The sequence below is a fragment of the Pseudoalteromonas sp. SG43-6 genome, assembly GCF_014164365.1.
Taxonomy (GTDB): domain Bacteria; phylum Pseudomonadota; class Gammaproteobacteria; order Enterobacterales; family Alteromonadaceae; genus Pseudoalteromonas; species Pseudoalteromonas rhizosphaerae.
Genome location: NZ_JACJEZ010000071.1, coordinates 1 through 19,274, shown reverse-complemented (window position 1 = coordinate 19,274; position 19,274 = coordinate 1). Strand labels below are relative to the sequence as shown.

Here is a 19,274-nt window from a genome sequence, read left to right as displayed (position 1 = left end):
CCGGAGTTAAATCCAATAGAGCAAGTATGGAGTTGGATACGGCAACACTGTTTATCTAATCGTGTGTTTAGTGGTTATGAAGAAATAGTCGAACAGGTTTCGCAAGCGTGGAATAAATTCATTTCAGTCCCAGATACGGTTAAAAGCAAATGCTCTAGAGACTGGATAAAATTGACTTAATCTTTATGCAGATTGGTATTATTTAAAGAACTATAGTTGATAAAGAATCAAAAAATCGGCCACAATATAGATTATGACCGATTACTCTTTTTCGAAAAGGAAATTACAATCTTGCAAATCCCTTTTATATTACTAAAAAATATTAACTAACGGCTGCGTAAAAACAACCAAAACCGGGTAGGGTAAGGGTTTGTTTATCTAAGCTGCCATTGTGATGATTCAGTTCTGTATGTTGCACAATGTCAGTGTGTTCAATGTTGAGGCTTGCAGGCTCTTGCGCTAGGTTAAATACGCACAACATAGTCTGGCCTGCAAAACGACGGTAAAAAGCTAACAATGGCTCAGGGGTATTAATAAATTCAATATCGCCTTCGAGTAAGATAGCTTGTTGCTTACGCCATGTCATAAAATGGCGGAACGCATTTAGAATCGAATCACTATCGCTATCTTGTTTGCTTACAGTCTGGTGTTTGTGGTTTTCGTCAACAGGTAACCAAGGTTTCGTTGCAGAAAATCCGGCCTGTTCACCGTCATCATTATGCCATGGCATAGGCGTACGACAGCCATCTCGGCCTTTAAAGTTTGGCCAAAAAGTTATCCCATATGGGTCTTGTAAGTCTTCAAACGCCACACTTGCTTCACCAAGACCTAGCTCTTCACCTTGGTACATACATACACTACCGCGCAATGAAGCGAGTAGGGCGGTAAGCATTTTACACTGCGCAGGGTTTACTTCACCATTGTTACTCCAACGACTAGCAACACGTTCTACATCATGGTTACTAAAGGCCCAGCAAGGCCAGCCTTCTGTCATTCGTTCTTCCAATGTCTTAACCGTTGTACGAATATACTCACTGCTATAATCATTGGTTAGTAGCTCAAAACTGTAACCCATATGCAGTTTATCGCCACCGGCGGTGTATTCAGCCATAGTAGCAAGTGAATCCTCGGATGATATTTCACCCAAAGACACGGTACCAGGATATTTGTCTAACAGGGTACGAATATCTTGCATAAAGCTAATATTTTCAGGTTGGGTATTATTATAATGGTGATACTGAAAAGCATACGGATTATCTTCGCTAAAACCACGGCCTTGGCGTTTTTCTGGCGGTTTAGCTGGGTTATCACGTAGCTGTGCATCGTGATAACAAAAGTTAATTGCATCTAGGCGAAAACCATCTACCCCTTTTTTAAGCCAAAACTCAACATTATCTAATACTGCTTGACGTACATCTGGATTATGAAAATTAAGATCCGGTTGTTCAGTAAAAAAGTTGTGTAAATAATACTGGCCACGACGCGGCTCCCATTGCCAAGCAGGGCCACCAAAAATTGAAAGCCAGTTGTTTGGCTGGGTGCCATCTGGTTTTGCATCAGCCCATACATACCAATCAGATCTGGCGTTAGTTTTGTCTTCTCGGCTATCTAAAAACCATTGATGTTGGTCTGATGTGTGGCTCAATACTTGATCAATAATAATTTTAATATCGCGTTGATGAGCTTGTGCAATGAGCTCGTCAAAGTCATTAAGATCGCCAAAAAGAGGGTCTACGTCACGATAATCGCTGATATCATAGCCAAAGTCTTTCATTGGTGATTTAAAAAATGGTGAGATCCAAATAGCATCAACACCCAGACTTTTAATATAGTCTATCCGGCTGATGATCCCTTTTAAATCACCAATGCCGTCACCGTTGGTATCTTGAAAACTGCGCGGATAAACCTGATAAATCACGGCACCCTTATACCACTGCTGTTGAGCCATTTTTTTCTCCATCGTGACAACACTCCCCATTTTACCCTAGCAATTATTACTGTTTAGAAATGGTGTGTTCGTAATCTTGTTAGCAGTTCGATTAAAGCAAACTACGTTATTTTTTAAAAAGCATACGTGAAGGGCTTGATACTGTAAAAAGGATGCATACGTATGCATGCTAAATAGATCGCTTTGATAAGGAAAACAGCTTCTGAAAAACCTATTAACAAAGGTATGTGAGCGGCAAATAGATGTTTACCAATTCTCGTTTTCGTATCATTAACAAAGTAGCAAATCCAACTTGGTGCATATTATATGGGTTCTGTAGCGTTATGGTGCAGCGCCATTAATGGTCTTACCAATTGGCATTTTGTGAGGGGGCGATCGGGACTCGAATGCAAAGTGTGAATGCACTAATAATTAAGGTATTAAACTGTAAATCGCCGCGCTGAAGGAGCTCGATGCAGTACATATTTCTTTTATAAAATAGAATGATCAATTATCCCCTCTTTATACCTATAAAAACAAGGTGTTGCCATTATTTGTGTGAATTTTTTGTTAACTTTGTTGGTTTTGTACTAGCCTGAATACGTATGCATAAAGTTGTTAAAAAAATAAGGCGGGCGTTAATATTCATCCTGACAACAAAATAGCTAACAAATGGTTTGCTTCTATCACAAGCAACTCGCTAAAAGTTAGTAATATAAAATTGGGTAACGGGAAACACATCATGTCTATGTTCAAACCAAGTATATTAACAATTGCACTTGCAACCGCAGGCTTAACTAGCATGTCAGGTTTTGCAGCTGAGCAACAAACAACTGCGAATGAAGATTTAGAAGTCATTGAAGTGAAAGGTTTTCGTCGTAGTTTAATTCAAGCTATTGACACTAAGCGTTTCAGCAGCTCAGTAGTAGAGGCAATCTCAGCAGAAGATATTGGTAAGTTACCAGATTCGTCTATTGCAGAATCAATTGCGCGTCTACCTGGTCTTGCCGCGCAACGATTAGATGGCCGTGCAAGTTCAATTACTATTCGTGGTATGGGCGAAGACTTTAGTACCACAACATTTAATGGTCGTGAGCAAGTATCGATTGGTGATAACCGTGGTGTTGAATACGACTTATACCCGTCAGAAGTGATCAGCGAAGTTGTTGTATACAAAACGCCAGACGCATCTTTAACGACTCAAGGGATTGGCGGTACCGTTGATTTACGCTCTACGCGTCCTCTCTCAGCCGGTGAACAATCAATTACTGCAAATGTGCGTTTTGAACAAAACGAAATGGATGCAGTTAATCCAGAAATGGATAATAAAGGTTATCGTGGTTCGTTTGGTTATGTAGATCAATTTGCTGACGATACCATTGGTGTTGCATTTGCTTATGCCCACATGGAATCACCAAATCAAGAACAACGCTGGAATGCATGGGGTTATGATCCAAGTGGTGCTGACGGCAATTTACGTTTACAGGGCGCTAAGCCTTATGCACGTTCATCAGAGCTAACAAGAGATAGCTTTTTAGGTGTGCTTGAATTTGCACCATCAGATAAACTGCATATTACCGCCGATGCGATGTATGTTGATTTTGAAGATAAGCAAATATTACGAGGCATAGAGCTGCCATTAAATTCAGGTCGTGCAGATACAAATTATGAAACGTTAGCCACCAATGGTGGCGTTGTTACTCAAGGCCAAGTTAATAATATTAAAACCTTAGTTCGTAATGACGTAAACTTCAGGACTGCTGATTTACTCGCGCTTGGTTTTAACGTTGAATACGATATAAATGACAGCTGGCAAGTGGCTGCTGATGTGAGTTATTCAAAGGTTGAACGTGATGTCTGGGGTCTTGAAAGCTATGCAGCGACAGGACGTGGTGACAACGAAGGCCTTGGTGATAACCTACAATACAGACTTGACAGTGGTATGGCTGGCGCCATTTTTACCCCTACACTTGATTATTCAGACCGCGATTTATTTCAACTGGGTGCAGCGCGTACTTGGGGGAGTAGTGCTGTTGGTGGCGATGGTCAAGATGGCTTTTTAAATAGACCACATGTTGAAGATGAATTAGCATCATTAAAGCTCAGTGCAAAAACGTTTATTGAAAATAGTCCGATAAGCCAAGTTGAATTTGGTGTTAACTACAGCAGCCGTGAAAAAGATAAACAAGATACCGGTGAGTACCTGCGCCTCAAGCAGTATCCTGAAATGGTGCGTATCCCAGATGAATATTACCTAGGCTCAGTATCACTTGATTTTATTGGTATGGGTGACATGATTGCATATGATTCGTTAGCCCTATACAACAGCGGCGCGTACGATTCATTTAATCAAGCTGATACTGATACAGGCCGTTGGGCAAATATTTGGACTGTACAAGAGGATATTTTAACTGCCTATGTTAAAGCTGATTTAGATACTGAATTGTTTGGTTTACCTGCACGCGGCAACGTGGGCTTGCAAATTGTAAATACAGATCAAAGCTCTGACGGTTATGCGGTTGATTCAGATCCGGATACAGGCCTTGTCCGTGTACAATCAAATAGAGCAGGCGACAAGTATACTGAATTTTTACCAAGCTTGAACTTGAACTTATCGTTGACTGAAGATCAAATGCTACGCTTTGGTTTAGCTCGTACAATGTCGCGTTCACGTATGGATCGTATGAATGCAAGTAACAGCTACAGCTTTGATGCGGCAAAAAACAACGTTACAACACCACCGACTAATCTAGAAAATTCACCGTGGAGTGCAAGTGGCGGTAACCCAAGTTTGCGTCCTGTTATTGCTAATCAAATCGACTTATCGTATGAGTATTACTTTAGTGCGGAAGGTTATTTTGCAGCTGCTTTATTTCATAAAGACATAGAAGATTGGCAGTTCAACACGCAAATAGTGGGTGATTTTGCTGATGTTGATACACCTAATGGTGAAGTGCCGATCACTAACCAAGGTCTAGTGAGCGCATGGGATAACGTAGGCGATGCAAAAGTATCAGGCCTTGAGTTAACAGCGACATTACCAGGTAATATACTCAGCGATAGCCTTGAAGGCTTTGGTACAGTTATTAGCGCTACCTTTTTAGATTCTTCGCTTGATAACCTCAATGGTGAGAAAGAAGAAATTCCAGGTCTATCAGATAAAGTTTATAACTGGACACTTTATTATGAAAACTACGGTTTTCAAGCACGTGTGAGTATGCGTTACCGCTCTGACTTCTTAGGTGAAGTAAATGGTCTATCATTAGCAAGAACAACGGTCGTTGTTGCAGAAGAGACTATCTGGGATGCCCAAATTGGTTACGATTTCTCTGAGTCTAGCATTGAAGCATTACAAGGTCTTACTGTATCGCTACAAGCACAAAACTTAACTGATGAGCCGTTTGTAACTTATCATGACGGCAATAAAGCAACGGTACGTGATTATCAAAGCTATGGGGCTAATTATTTATTAGGCTTTGCTTATAAATTTTAATTAAATATACCCAAGTCAGTATGATTCAGTTGTATTAAACGCGATTGAGACAAGATACTAGGGATCTCAATAGAGATCCCTTTTTTATTTGTGAGGAGTGATAAATGAAAGCGATAGAAAAAATTGTTATCTTAGGCGGCGGCAGTGCAGGTTGGATGACCGCTGCGATGTTAGCAAAAGTGTTTTCTAAGCAGCTATCAATCACTTTAATAGAATCACCCGATATTCCAACTGTTGGTGTAGGGGAGGCAACTATCCCTGCGATACAGACTTTCAACAATGTCTTGGGGCTTGATGAACACGTTTTTTTAAAGCGCACTCAAGGCACTTATAAACTTGGTATTCAATTTGAAAATTGGGGCCAACAAGGCGATAGTTACCAGCATGCATTTGGTGATATTGGCAGAGGGCTTGGGATCACCCCATTTCATCACTTTTGGCTCAAAAGCAACCAAAGCAAAACAACGCAAACCTTATGGGACTTCAGTGTTAATGCGATTGCGGCAAACCATAATAAATTCCACCCAAATCCACAGATTGGTAAAACGCCTTTAGCTGGGCTTACTTATGCTTATCACTTTGATGCGGGCAAATACGCAAAGTTATTACAAGAGTTTGCAATTGCGCAAGGTGTAGAATATCTCAGTGGTACGATGGAGTCTGTAAAATTAGACGATAATGGCTTGATTAAAACACTTGAACTCAGTGATGAACAAACCATAAAAGGTGATTTTTTTATTGATTGCAGCGGCTCCAGTGCACGCTTGATTGAACAGGCGTTGGGGGTTAAATACCAAAGTTATCAGCATTGGCTTTTCTGTGATCGTGCAATTGCAGTGCAAACTAAACCGCTGAAAAATACGCCGCCATTTACTCGTTCGATTGCAAAAGATGCCGGGTGGCAATGGCAAATTCCGCTGCAAAATAGAGTGGGGAATGGGCTGGTATATAGCAGCCAATTTATGAGTGCTGAACAAGCTGAACAACAGTTATTTAATAGTTTAGAAACTGAGACCATAACGGCCCCAAAACATATTAAGTTCACGCCAGGAAGACGCGAACAGCAGTGGTTTAAAAACTGTTTAAGTATTGGTTTATCTAGTGGCTTTTTAGAACCTTTGGAATCTACCAGCTTACATTTAATACAAACCAGTATAGCTCGGTTTATTAAGTTATTTCCGGCGCACCCTGATTGTGAGTTATCGGCGCATGCTTATAATTTACAAGCCAAAAATGAATTTGAAAAAATTCGTGATTTTATTATTTTGCATTACGCTGTTAATCAAAAGCAGTCTCCATTTTGGCAACGGTGTGGCGCTATGACATTACCTGACTCATTACAGCAACGTATTGCACTCTTTAAACGAACAGGTACGCTATCAATACAAGCAGATGAACTTTTTTCAGAGGTTGCTTGGCTACAAGTTTTAATTGGACAAGGGATCAGACCACAAAGTTATCATCCGCTCGCACGTGCAATTTCAGATTCTGAGCTGGATGAGTTCTTATCAAATATAACCACAATCCAACAACAATACGTGACTCACTTACCAACACATGAGCAATATTTACAGCAATTTTGCAGTGGCTCAGAGTTAGCAAAAGGTCACCTTTAGTATGAATATTATTATTGTTGGTGGCGGTACAGCAGGGTGGATGGCTGCTAATTTATTAAATCATTCTCTCACTGATACCCATGTCACTTTAATTGAATCACCAACAATTGCGCCTATTGGTGTTGGTGAAGGGTCGACTGCGCAGTTAAAACAATTCTTCGATACATTAAATATTAGCGAAAGTGAGTGGATGCCTCAATGCAATGCAACCTACAAACTGGGGATTGAATTTAAAAATTGGTCTACCCATCCAGGTCATGAGCAGTATTTTCACTCATTTTATGGGCAGACGGATTTACATACACAGCAGCAATTTATAAAAAGTTGTTTGTTAAAACGTCAAGGTGTAGCGATTGATGCACATCCCGACAGCTATTTTTTAGCAGCCTACTTAGCTAAGCAACGGCGTGGGCCACATACTCAAGCGGACTTTCCATTTCAGCAAAGTTATGGTTATCATTTTGACTCGGGACTGCTTGGGCTATTTTTAGCTAATAGAGCAACAAGCAAAGGTGTTAAGCACCTAAAAAGCACCATAGCGCAGGTTGAGCTTGATTCTGCAGGCAACATCAAGCAGCTTGTTCTTGATGAAAACAGTGATGGACAGCAGTGTATTGCAGCTGATTTTTTTATCGATTGTAGTGGTTTTAAAGGATTGCTTATTCAGCAAGCATTAGCCGTACCTTGGCTTAGTTTTAAAGAAAATCTATTTAACGACAGTGCTATTGTACTGCCGACAATGAGTAATCAATTACAAGCCCCGCAAACAACTTCAACCGCATTAAAATATGGATGGCAATGGGCTATTCCGCTTACCAATCGTATTGGCAATGGTTATGTTTACAGCCAAGACTTTTGCAGTGCTGATGAAGCAGAAACAGAACTTAGAACCAAACTCGGCTTACTCAATTGCGATGTACCTGCACGTAAGCTAACAATGAAAGTAGGACGAGTTAAGCAACATTGGTATAAAAACTGTTTAGCTGTAGGTTTATCGCAAGGCTTTATTGAACCTCTTGAAGCAACTGCTTTACATTTAGTGCAGCAAACAATCGAATCGTTTATCGCATGTTTTGAGCATAACCGACCGAGTGAAGTAAAACGTGATCCGTTCAATATGCAAATTAATAACCGTATAGAAGGTATTCGCGATTATATTGTGTGTCATTATCGCGCATCTAATCGTCGAGATACCGAGTATTGGCAAGCAAATGGTCAAAATGAAATGCTATCAGCCTCGTTAAAAAATATTCTTCAGTGCTGGCTATCGCGTAATGATTTAACCGGCGAAATTGCCCATCAAGGGATTGAAAACTACTATTCAAGTCTGTCGTGGCATACCTTATTGAGCGGTTATGGCGTCTTCCCTCCTAGCGTTGCTAAGCCAAGTTATACGCAACAACAGCAAATTAAAGAGCTTTATAATTTTAACCATCAGTGTGCAAGCCATTTTAGAGCGCTTACGCCCATCATCCCGCAGCAAAAATAATCAGGATATTAATATGAGACTATCAAAAAGCGCATTACTGTTAGTAACAGTAATGCTGAGTTTTCAGCTGCACGCAAAAATGCGCGTTGAGCCACAAAACTGGTGGGTTGGTATGCAAAATAATACCTTGCAAATTATGCTGCATGATCAAGGTATTGCTAAGCAACAATGGCAATTAGCATCTTACTCAGGGGTGAGTTTAAAAAGTGTAACTAAAACAGATAACCCAAATTACGCTTTTTTAAATATTGAAATAAATCCAATAGCAAAGCCAGGTGTTTTAGTGTTTAGCAGTAAATCAGGGGAGCGTTTTGAGTATCAATTGCATGCACGTAAAGCTAATAGCAGTAAACGTAACGGTTTTGATAGCAGTGATACCATTTACTTAATTAATCCGGATCGCTTTGCTAATGGCGATAGCAGCAACGACACAGTAAAAGGAGTGCTTGAGGGTGCAAATCCAATTGAGCGAGGTGGGCGTCACGGTGGCGACATTCAAGGTGTAATTAACGCACTGCCGTATTTGCAAAAACTGGGCGTAACCCAGCTTTGGTTAACACCACCGCTTGAAAATGATATGCCCAGCTACTCTTATCACGGTTATGCAATTACCGATTTTTACACTATCGACCCACGCATGGGCTCAAATGAGTTATATCGCGAGTTATCAGCCAAAGCGAAACAACACGGTATTGGTATAGTGATGGACCTAGTGCTTAATCACTTTGGCTCTGAGCATGAATGGATGACAGATAAACCCACATCAGATTGGATCAATTTTAATGGCGAGTTTGCAAACGGTAAACATGCTACCAGCCATGCTCGTCAAACCATTCAAGACCCACATGCAAGTGAGTTTGATAAACGCCAGTTTAGCGATGGCTGGTTTGTAGCCACAATGCCGGATCTAAACCAGCGGCAACCGTTATTAGCAAACTACCTTATCCAAAATGCTATTTGGTGGATTGAATACGCCGACTTAAGCGGTATTCGCGTTGATACCTATTCATATTCAGACAAAGCCTTTTTAGCTGACTGGACTAAAGCCATAATGACTGAGTATCCCGCTTTTAATATTGTTGGCGAAGAGTGGACCACCAATCCTGCGATTGCTTCATATTGGCAAGCAGGAAAGGTAAATAACGACGGCTATACCTCAAGCTTACCAAGCGTGATGGATTTTTCATTACAAGAGTCACTTATTCAAGCACTTAATGAAGAGGAGAGTTGGAACACTGGCTGGGTAAAAGTGTATCAATCAATCGCCAATGACTTTTTATACCCAAATCCAGACAACTTGCTCGTGTTTGCCGATAACCACGATATGAGCCGAGTTTACACTCAGCTTAAGCAAGATCTTGCTAAAACGAAAATGGCGATGACTATGTTGCTTACCACTCGTGGTATTGCACAAATGTATTATGGCACCGAAGTATTGCTTGATAATACGGGCAGTAATGATCACGGTGATATCCGTATTGATTTCCCCGGTGGTTTTAAAGGTCAGCCAAGTAATGCTTTTACAGGACAAGGGTTATCAGATGAGCAGCGTGATATGCAGCAAACCATCACCACCTTACTTAATTTTAGAAAGCAAAGCCCAGCAATAGCGCAAGGTAAACTGGTTCATTTTAGTCCTAAATCAGGTATATACAGTTACGCGCGGATAAGTGAACAGCAAACTTTGTTGGTGTTTTTAAATAAAAATACCGCAGCAAAAAACTGGTCATTAGCGTATCTGCAAGAGGTTATTGGGCAATACAAAAAGGCTGTGAGTCTTTTTACTGAACAGCAAATAAATATAACAGATACAGTGACCTTAGCGCCTATGAGTGCAACGGTATTAATAATTGAATAAAGCCTGTGTGAATACGTATGCAGCCGCTGTCAGTCAGTGGCAGTTCACTTTAGTATTAAATTTATAATAAAAATGACGTTTAAATGACAACCCATTAAAACGTCAGATCTAAGTAAGAACATTATGACAACAAATAAAACCACAATTAGTACATTCAAATATGGCTCATGGGTATTAGCTAGTAGCTTGTTATTGTCGAGCTGCTCAGATGAGCCCACAACCCCCAGTACTGACAAAAAGGTAGCTGAACAAGTTAACGAGCATTCAAAGCCGGTTGTGTATCAGGTATTCACGCGCTTATTTGGTAATACGCAAACAGCCAATATTCCGTGGGGAACCAAAGAGCAAAATGGCGTAGGCACATTTAGTGACTTTAATGATACTGCTTTAAGTGGCATTAAAGAACTTGGTACCACCCATATTTGGTATACCGGCGTGTTACACCATGCTTTGGTCGGCGATTACAGCCAATATGGAATTAGCCAAGATGACCCGGATGTAGTGAAAGGCCGTGCCGGCTCGCCGTATGCAATTAAAGATTATTACGATGTAAACCCAGATTTAGCCATTAATCCAGAGCGCCGCCTCGAAGAGTTTGCTGCATTAATTGAGCGCACCCATCGACACGGTATGAAAGTGGTCATTGATATTGTGCCAAATCATGTGGCGCGTCATTATCAATCAACCGCTAAACCCGCTGGAGTTAAAGATTTTGGTGAGCAAGATGACACCAGCGTAGAGTATGCCCGCGATAATAACTTTTATTACGTTACTGGGCAGTCATTTCAAGTACCAACCAGTGAAAACTACCAAGTGCTAGGCGGTAATGCCCACCCACTTGCTGATAACTTATTTGCTGAAACGCCTGCAAAATGGACTGGTAATGGTGCCCGTGCTGCTAAGCCTGATATAAACGACTGGTACGAAACAGTTAAAGTAAATTATGGCGTAAAACCTGACGGTAGTTATGACTTTCCAACTCTGCCCGATGAGTATGCTACTAAAGATTTACGCGCGCACTTTGAGTTTTGGCAGGATAAAGAGTTGCCAAACAGCTGGTATAAGTTTCGTGATATCGCGCTATATTGGCTCGATAAAGGCGTAGATGGCTTTCGCTATGATATGGCCGAAATGGTACCAGTAGAGTTTTGGAGCTTTCTAAACTCATCAATCAAGATGCACAACCCAGAGGCATTTTTACTAGCCGAAGTATACAATCCCGCACTATATCGCCCGTATATCCAGCAAGGAAAAATGGATTACTTGTACGATAAAGTCGGCTTTTACGACACCTTAAAAGCTGTTATGCAAGGCACGCAACCGGCAGACACTATTTTTAATGCTCAGCAAAAAGTGGCTGACATAGAGCAGCATATGCTGCACTTTTTAGAAAACCATGACGAACAACGTATCGCCAGCCCTGACTTTGCAGGTAGTAGTGAAAAGGGCAAACCCGCATTAGTAGTATCAAACCTTATTAGCCGTGCGCCAACACTATTATATTTTGCTCAAGATGTGGGTGAAGATGGCTCTGAAGATGCCGGCTTTGGCAAACCAACTCGCACCAGTATTTTTGACTACATTGGCGTGCCAGCGCATCAAGCGTGGATGAACAACGGCAAGTTTGATGGTGCTTTATTAACACCGGCACAAGGTCAATTACGTGAATATTACAAAGCCGTTATGGCGTTGAGTAAACATCCAGCAGTTGTAGCTGGTGACATGCAACCACTGATGGTTACTGGCAGCGAAAAAGTTGCTGCGTTTAGCCGCAGTATCGGTAATCAACAAATTTGGGTGGTGAGTAATTTTGCTGAGCAAGTCAGTCAGATCAGTATTGATATTCCACTTAACACACTGACGCAAAATACCAGCGAAAAATTACAATTGCTTGATTTGCTAGAGGCGAATCAAAACGCCGAGCTAACTATTACAGCTGAGCAGGCACACATTAGTTTAACTTTAAATGCGCTTAGCAGTGCAGTATTAACCACTGGAGCTCATAATGAAAAATAACAAACCAGATTTAAGTTTTTGGCAAATATGGAACATGTGCTTTGGCTTTTTAGGCATTCAATTTGGCTTTGCACTGCAAAACGGTAATGTAAGCCGAATATTTCAAACCCTTGGGGCTAATGTAGATGACATTCCTATTTTGTGGGTAGCAGCACCACTCACAGGGTTAATTGTACAGCCAATTATTGGTTACTGGAGCGATAAAACCTGGGGCAAATTAGGCCGCCGTCGTCCGTTTTTTTTATACGGCGCTATTTTAACCACATTATCGTTATTTATTATGCCAAACTCACCAACACTTTGGATTGCAGCGGGCATGTTATGGATCATGGATGCATCGATTAACGTCACCATGGAACCATTTCGCGCCCTTGTAGGCGATAATCTACCAAACAAACAGCGTGCTACTGGCTATGCAATGCAAAGCTTTTTTATAGGCGTAGGCGCCGTGGTTGCTTCTGCACTCCCTTGGATGATGACGAACTGGTTTGATATTGCCAACACTGCCGCAGCAGGGCAAATTCCTGATTCAGTAAAGTACTCATTTTACTTTGGTGCAGTTGTATTGCTGGTCGCAGTAGGCTGGACAATTATAACCACCAAAGAATATTCACCTGAAGAATTGGCCGCATTTAATCAACAAGAGCAAGCTCAAGTTGAACAGACGGTTTGTGCACAAATTAACTTTAGTAAAGGCGGCAGTGTATTTACTGTTTTAGGGCTTGCCGTACTTGGTTTAGTCATGGGATTAAACCTAGAAAAAGAGCTGTACCTATTAGCAGCTGGCTTAGTGAGTTTTGGCGTTATTCAATTTATTGCAGCCGCACTACAGGCAAAAAACCACACCAGCGGTGGCTTTTACCAAGTCGTTAACGATGTATTCACCATGCCAGAGGCGATGAAACAACTTGCTTGGGTGCAGTTTTTTAGCTGGTTTGCATTATTTGCCATGTGGATTTACACCACCTCAGCGGTAACCAGTTTTCATTATGGTAGCAGCGACACAAGTTCAGCGGCGTATAACAATGGTGCAGACTGGGTGGGTATTTTATTTGCGGCTTACAACGGTTTTGCTGCATTGGCGGCTTTATGTATCCCGATCATCGTTAAGCGTGTTGGTTTAAAACTAGCGCATGCACTTAACCTTATTTTAGGTGCGTTAGGTTTGGCGAGCTTTATGTTTATACAAGAACCGAGCTTACTTATTTGGCCAATGATAGGTATTGGTTTTGCGTGGGCGTCTATTTTGTCGTTGCCTTACGCCATGTTAAGTACCTCAGTACCGAGTCATAAAATGGGTGTGTATATGGGAATATTTAACTTTTTTATTGTGATCCCACAATTATTAGCCGCCAGTGTCCTTGGCCTGATACTTCGTCACTTTTTCCAAAATCAACCTATTTACGCATTGATGCTAGGTGCTGTGTCTTTTGTACTTGCAGCGGTTGCCGTACTGCGTGTTAAACAGTCTTAATTTAAGGGGCTAAAATGAAAAAATATAACCTAATTACCGCGACAATATTGGCCGCAGGCCTTGTCGGTTGTGGCGTGCAAAATACGCAAACTAGTGCAGTAGCGCAAACATCAGTGAGTGCCCCAGGCGCACCAGGCGAAGCCCCATTTTGGGCATACGCAGGCAAAACTGGGATAGGCACGTCTTTTGAGCAATATCAAAATGGCCATTACAGTGACGACGCGCCAACAGCTAAAGTGTCAAAAGTATGGTTTTCGATTGCTAAAGGGATGATCACCGAAACTATGTTTGGGCTTATTCATCAAGCGCAAATTAAAGACATGCAATTTGTTGTAGTCGGGAAAGATTTTACAGTCACCGAAGCTGACGATTTAGACGTTACCATTGATTACTTATACAAAGACGATAAAGGCCGCCCGTTATCATTAGCATACAAAGTAGTAAGCAAAGATAAGCAAGGTCGCTTTAGCCTCGAAAAACATATATTTACCGATCCAGACGGTCAAAGCTTATTTGTACGCAGTATTTTTAATACCCAGCTTGACGGTGTAAAAGCATTTGTAACAGTTAACCCGTATATAAACAACAACGGCTTAGATGACTTTGCAAAAACCACCGAGCAAGGGTTGGTAGCGTGGCAGGGCGAAAATTACTTGTCATTGCAAGGTGCAAAGCCATTTAAACAAACAAGTGTCGGTTTTACGGGCGTGAGTGATGGTTTAACTGAGCTTAAAACAACCCAGCAATTAGCAACTGTGTATAAAAATACGGGTGAGCAATCGGGTAACGTAAGCTTACTTGCTGAGCTGGGTGAGATTGGTAAAAACAGTCAATTTGATCTAAGCCTAAGCTTTGGTAAAAACCAGCAAGCAAGCTTTAAAGAGGGCCAAGCTACGCTAGCCAAAGGGTATCAAGCTGTACTTGATAACTACAACGGCAAAGGCGAAGCCCTAGGTTGGCAAGATTACCTACAAAGCCTTGCACCACTTAATACCATGAGCGAGCAAACAGCTGATAACGGTAAACTGCTGTATACCAGCGCCATGGTTTTAAAAGCTCAGGAAGATAAAACCCATGCAGGCGCGCTCATTGCGTCTTTATCAAACCCGTGGGGTGAAACCGTATCGGCGAAAACCGGCTCTACCGGTTACAAAGCGGTATGGGTGCGCGACTTTTATCAAGTTGCCATGGCATTTATGGCCATGGGCGATAATGCGACTGCTAAAACCGCATTTGAATACCTTGAAAAAGTACAAGTAAACAGCAAAACCCAGGGCAACAAAGGCGACACAGGGTGGTTTTTACAAAAAACACACGTAGATGGCGAACTTGAATGGGTAGGCGTACAGCTAGACCAAACCGCTATGCCTATTATGCTAGCGTGGAAACTTCATCAGTCAGATGTGTTAAGTGATGCTGAGCTAACTGATTGGTATACCCGCATGTTAAAACCGGCCGCTGACTTTTTGGTAGACGGTGGGCGCGCTAAAATCCTATGGAACGACATGCAAATAACCCCACCTGCGACTCAACAAGAGCGTTGGGAAGAGCAAGAAGGGTATTCACCATCAACCACCGCTGCTGTTATTGCAGGTTTAATTACCGCCGCTGATATTGCAAAAATGGCAGGTGATGAGGTGAATGCTAAACGCTACCTTGCAACAGCAAAAAGTTACAACGCCGATATAGAAAGCATGATGTTTACCACCGAAGGTAATTTAGAATCAAACGCATCAGACGGCGAGTATTTTATACGTATTGGCCAAGACAAAGACGCCAATTCAAATACTAAAATTAACGCCAATAATGGCCGTGAAGGTTTTAATAAAAAGCAAATTCTCGATGGTGGATTTTTAGAGCTCGTTCGCTATGGTGTACGTGATGCACTAGCGCCCAGCATAGTAAAAACACTCCCAGAATATGATGACGAAACCCTAACAGATAACCTACAAGTTAAATACAGCTTTGAGTTTACTGATGGCAGCGGCACATTTGCAGGCTACCGCCGTTATGGTAACGACGGATACGGTGAAGATGAAGTAACTGGCGCTAACTATGCGCAAGGTGGAAAAAATAGCCCAGGGCAACGTGGGCGAGTTTGGCCATTTTTTACCGGTGAACGGGGCCATTATGAAATTGCCGCCGCAAATGCTAATAATACCTTAGATGCAACAAAACAGCAGGCTATTAAAAATAGCTATGTAAAAGGGCTAGAGCAATTTGCTAACGAAGGCATGATGCTACCAGAACAAGTGTGGGATGGCGTAGGCGTAAATAAAGCAGGATACACGTTAGGCGAGGGTACAAACTCGGCCACACCACTGGCGTGGACGCATGCTGAATACGTGAAGCTAGTGCGCTCACTAAGCGACAAACAAGTATGGGATCATTACCCAGTGGTAACTAAAGCACTAAAATAACCGCAAACTATCCGCAGTTCAGGTTAATTAACATAGCCGTAGTAAAATACGGCTAAGTTATTTATTACAATAATAACGAGGCTGAAATGAAAACATTTACCTTGAGCGCATTAGCATTAGCAATCATGCTAACAGGCTGCCAAAGCGCACCATCATTAAATAACAACACGAATAACACCGAAACATCGCAATTAAATACTAAACAACAAGCAAGCCCGTGGTGGGAAAGCGCCATTTTTTACCAAATTTGGCCACGCAGCTTTTACGATAGCGATGCTGATGGTCATGGCGACTTTAACGGTATGACCCAAGAGCTCCCGTATTTACAAGAGCTCGGCGTAAATGCACTGTGGTTAACCCCCATGTTTGAAGCACCGTCGTATCATGGCTATGATTTTACTGAATTTTACCAAGTAGAAAACGACTACGGCAGCATGGCCGAGTTTGAAGCCTTTATAAAAGCCGCTGATGATAAAGGCATGAAAGTCATACTTGATTTAGTTATAAACCATATATCAAGTAACCATGAATGGTTTCAGCGTTCAGCAAAACAACAAGCCCCTTATGCTGATTACTTTATTTGGCGCGACGATATGCCAAAAGCCGGTAGCGGTTGGGGCCACGCATGGAGTAATAACGACCAACCCGACGCAGTATGGCATTGGAATGAAACACGTCAGCAGTATTACTATGGTGCGTTTGGAGCAAGCCAACCTGATTTAAATTTACGCCACCCTGATGTTATTGCCGAAATGGAAAAAATGGCCAAGTTTTGGCTTGATAAAGGGGTTGCTGGCTTTAGGTTAGACGCTGTACGCTTTGCCATGGAAAGCGGCGGCAATACACAGGCCGACACAGACGAAACCATAGCTTACTGGCAGCACTTTAATCAGTATGTAAAAAGTGTAAACCCTGAGGCATATTTGGTGGGTGAAGCCTGGGCAGATATTCCTGTGGCGGCAAAATACTACGGCGAAGGTAAAGGGCTTGATCAGGGCTTTGATTTTGAAGTGGGCTATAAAATACTGGGCTTATTAAAACCCAATGCCAGTGGTGAAGCGCAATTTGGCACTATGCAATCTAATCAACAAGTGAATACAGTTGATGCCAATGTGCTCAAACAAAATTTACAACAGCGTATTGATTCAAATGCACCGCTTGATTTTTTTGCACCGTTTTTAACTAATCACGACCAAGAACGTATCGCTTATCAACTTGCAGAGCACGACGATAAAGCAAAACTTGCCGCCGCCATGTTATTTAGCTCTCCTGGTACTCCGTATATTTATTACGGCGAAGAAATAGGCCTAACACAAGGTGGCACAGGTCACGATGTGTATAAACGTGCGCCTATGCAATGGGACAACAGCAATCAAGCCGGTTTTACCAAAGCTAAAACGAGCTGGGTTGAACAAAGTGAATTATTTGGTAAAGACTTTACTAGCTGGTGGCCTGAATTTTTAGCCGAGCAGCTTAGCGCAGGTGATCGCAATGTTAAAGTACAGCAAATGCAGCCAAACTCATTATGGCGCTTGTACCAGCACTTAATTTCGCAGAAAAAACAGCGCCCAGAGCTGGGTATTAAAGGCAGTTATGAATTAACGCAACACAACAACGGCCTAGTTGAAATAACCCGCGAGTTAAACGGCAGTAAATCGATGTTTATACTTAATTTAACCGCTAACCCGCAAAGCATCAGCGGTATAAAACGTCAGGGGTTAACGCCTAGCTGGCAACACGACCTCAATGACGAACAACTCGCTGGCTATGGTTTGTTTTTACTAAACAACACATTGTAAATAAAATTCACCCATTGGGGCTAACATATGTTAGCCCCAATTCGTGAAAATGGGCTAATTACGCCATTGGCGCCTTGCTGCAAAACATGCGTGTAAATTTGGGTTGTTCTCACATCAGTGTGACCTAATTGTACCTGAACCGTTCGAATATCAGCGCCACTTTGGAGTAAGTGCGTAGCGAAAGAATGGCGTAAAGTATGTGGGGTAACGTGTTTATTAATGTTGGCATCCTTAGCTGCTTTTTTAACCGCGCGCTGTACTTGCTTTTCATCTATATGATGCCTTCTCAACTGTTTACTTTCAGGATCAACACTGAGCTTATAAGATGGAAATAAATATTGCCATCCCAGCTGCTTGTTATGATTGGGGTATTTTTTACGTAATAAGTGGGGCATGTAAACGCCACTGTATAGAGGATTTTTAAGATCAAGCTGTAAATAACTATTTACTAATTGTACTTGTGCGCGCAATTGAGGAATTAGCTCTATCGCGAGTGTTACAATACGGTTTTTGCCTCCTTTTCCATCCCAAATTCGAACACAGCTATAATCAAAGTCAATATCTTGTACCCGTAAACGTAGTGCTTCCATTAGCCGCATACCGCTGCCATAAAGTAGCGCATAAGCTAAATAGTGCTTTGTAATACAGTGTTTAAATAGTGCGGTTACTTCAGTTTGCGTAAGCACAACGGGTAATTTTCTCGGACGTTCACTTTTTACAAAATTTAATGATAACGACAGAGGGTCCTTAATTATTTCTTTATATAGAAAGCTAAGCGCATTCAACGCCTGAGCTTGTGTGCCTTGAGCAACATTTTGGGTGTTTACTAAATGGTTTAAATATAATTCGACTTCCGTATCCCCCATACAACTTGGATGTTGCATATTATTAAAGCGAATATAGGCAGCTATCCAAAAAAGATAAGCCTCAATGGTGCTCTTAGCATAACGCTTGCTATACATATGCTCTTGAATCATGTTTAGAAAAAGAGATTTCATAAATAATATTCAATTTCCAATAAAAAGGTACTGTATGTATAGGGCTATGTTGTCTTTCGGTGTTGGTGAACTATAGTTAATGTACTGAAACCCAACAACGGCAGGTGCAATATGGCTTCCAAGCAGTTTCAAAATATACTACATCACATTACCAACTTAAATTACGCTCAACTTAAAAAGCTTC

At 41.6% G+C, this 19,274-nt stretch carries 10 protein-coding genes and 1 pseudogene; 9 read left to right on the top strand and 2 right to left on the bottom strand.

All coding sequences use genetic code 11. The annotated features are described in order from the left end of the window. A pseudogene (locus tag H5201_RS20680) lies at nt 1-180 on the top strand (IS630 family transposase); the annotation flags it as partial. 142 nt (nt 181-322) lie between these two features. On the opposite strand, the gene H5201_RS20675 reads toward H5201_RS20680, so the two are convergent. Next, nucleotides 323-1,948 carry an alpha-glucosidase family protein gene (locus H5201_RS20675; RefSeq protein ID WP_182785287.1) on the bottom strand — a complete coding sequence of 542 codons (1,626 nt, stop codon included), beginning with the start codon at nt 1,946-1,948 and terminating at the stop codon, nt 323-325. Nucleotides 1,949-2,669: 721 nt separating this feature from the next. Here H5201_RS20675 and H5201_RS20670 point away from each other — a divergent pair. From H5201_RS20670 to H5201_RS20635, 8 genes are all read left to right on the top strand, one after another. Next, the gene (locus H5201_RS20670; protein WP_182740719.1) at nt 2,670-5,420 is read left to right on the top strand and encodes a TonB-dependent receptor; all 2,751 of its coding nucleotides are present in this window, start codon (nt 2,670-2,672) and stop codon (nt 5,418-5,420) included. Between the two features lie 104 nt (nt 5,421-5,524). Then, complete coding sequence (locus tag H5201_RS20665; RefSeq protein ID WP_182740718.1) at nt 5,525-7,036, top strand: tryptophan halogenase family protein; 1,512 nt, start codon at nt 5,525-5,527, stop codon at nt 7,034-7,036. 1 nt (nt 7,037) lies between these two features. Beyond that, nucleotides 7,038-8,525 (top strand): tryptophan halogenase family protein, encoded by a 1,488-nt coding sequence (locus H5201_RS20660; RefSeq protein WP_182740717.1) that lies wholly within the window; start codon nt 7,038-7,040, stop codon nt 8,523-8,525. 52 nt (nt 8,526-8,577) lie between these two features. Beyond that, nucleotides 8,578-10,383, top strand: a complete 1,806-nt coding sequence (locus tag H5201_RS20655) for a glycoside hydrolase family 13 protein (protein WP_259398579.1) — start codon at nt 8,578-8,580, stop codon at nt 10,381-10,383. A gap of 123 nt (nt 10,384-10,506) precedes the next feature. After that, on the top strand, nt 10,507-12,399 hold the full coding sequence (locus tag H5201_RS20650; RefSeq protein ID WP_182740715.1) for an alpha-amylase family protein: 1,893 nt from the start codon (nt 10,507-10,509) through the stop codon (nt 12,397-12,399). Further along, nucleotides 12,389-13,873: an MFS transporter gene (locus H5201_RS20645; RefSeq protein WP_182719538.1), complete on the top strand. Its 1,485-nt coding sequence runs from the start codon at nt 12,389-12,391 to the stop codon at nt 13,871-13,873. The genes H5201_RS20650 and H5201_RS20645 overlap by 11 nt, the downstream gene beginning before the upstream one ends. 14 nt (nt 13,874-13,887) lie before the next feature. Then, nucleotides 13,888-16,293, top strand: coding sequence for a glycoside hydrolase family 15 protein (locus tag H5201_RS20640; RefSeq protein ID WP_182785286.1), 2,406 nt, complete (start codon nt 13,888-13,890; stop codon nt 16,291-16,293). Nucleotides 16,294-16,379: 86 nt separating this feature from the next. Continuing rightward, entirely contained in the window at nt 16,380-18,092 is a 1,713-nt protein-coding gene (locus H5201_RS20635) for an alpha-amylase family glycosyl hydrolase (protein WP_182785285.1), read from the top strand. A gap of 20 nt (nt 18,093-18,112) precedes the next feature. On the opposite strand, the gene H5201_RS20630 is transcribed toward H5201_RS20635, so the two are convergent. After that, entirely contained in the window at nt 18,113-19,090 is a 978-nt protein-coding gene (locus tag H5201_RS20630; protein WP_182785284.1) for an integron integrase, read from the bottom strand. Nucleotides 19,091-19,274: the final 184 nt, after the last annotated feature.

Excerpts from the sequence above, each read along its gene's own strand:
- H5201_RS20675 (WP_182785287.1), bottom strand. The coding sequence starts at position 1,948 with ATGGCTCAACAGCAGTGGTATAAGGGTGCCGTGATTTATCAGGTTTAT.
- H5201_RS20670 (WP_182740719.1), top strand. The coding sequence starts at position 2,670 with ATGTCTATGTTCAAACCAAGTATATTAACAATTGCACTTGCAACCGCA.
- H5201_RS20665 (WP_182740718.1), top strand. The coding sequence starts at position 5,525 with ATGAAAGCGATAGAAAAAATTGTTATCTTAGGCGGCGGCAGTGCAGGT.
- H5201_RS20660 (WP_182740717.1), top strand. The coding sequence starts at position 7,038 with ATGAATATTATTATTGTTGGTGGCGGTACAGCAGGGTGGATGGCTGCT.
- H5201_RS20655 (WP_259398579.1), top strand. The coding sequence starts at position 8,578 with ATGCTGAGTTTTCAGCTGCACGCAAAAATGCGCGTTGAGCCACAAAAC.
- H5201_RS20650 (WP_182740715.1), top strand. The coding sequence starts at position 10,507 with ATGACAACAAATAAAACCACAATTAGTACATTCAAATATGGCTCATGG.
- H5201_RS20645 (WP_182719538.1), top strand. The coding sequence starts at position 12,389 with ATGAAAAATAACAAACCAGATTTAAGTTTTTGGCAAATATGGAACATG.
- H5201_RS20640 (WP_182785286.1), top strand. The coding sequence starts at position 13,888 with ATGAAAAAATATAACCTAATTACCGCGACAATATTGGCCGCAGGCCTT.
- H5201_RS20635 (WP_182785285.1), top strand. The coding sequence starts at position 16,380 with ATGAAAACATTTACCTTGAGCGCATTAGCATTAGCAATCATGCTAACA.
- H5201_RS20630 (WP_182785284.1), bottom strand. The coding sequence starts at position 19,090 with ATGAAATCTCTTTTTCTAAACATGATTCAAGAGCATATGTATAGCAAG.